At 50.2% G+C, this 255-nt stretch carries 1 rRNA gene; it reads left to right on the top strand.

Annotation, left to right across the window (positions count from 1 at the left end):
- Positions 1-255, top strand: a 23S ribosomal RNA gene (locus QMX93_RS30935); the annotation flags it as partial.

Here is a 255-nt window from a genome sequence, read left to right as displayed (position 1 = left end):
AATCAACCGAGATTCCCTTAGTAGTGGCGAGCGAACGGGGACTAGCCCTTAAGTGGCTTTGAGATTAGCGGAACGCTCTGGAAAGTGCGGCCATAGTGGGTGATAGCCCTGTACGCGAAAATCTCTTGGTCATGAAATCGAGTAGGACGGAGCACGAGAAACTTTGTCTGAATATGGGGGGACCATCCTCCAAGGCTAAATACTACTGACTGACCGATAGTGAACTAGTACCGTGAGGGAAAGGCGAAAAGAACC

This window comes from Pseudomonas sp. PS01303 (genome assembly GCF_029959385.1).
Classification (GTDB): domain Bacteria; phylum Pseudomonadota; class Gammaproteobacteria; order Pseudomonadales; family Pseudomonadaceae; genus Aquipseudomonas; species Aquipseudomonas rustica.
The sequence above is the reverse complement of the archived record's forward strand: the minus strand, read 5'-3'. Positions and strand labels throughout refer to the sequence as shown.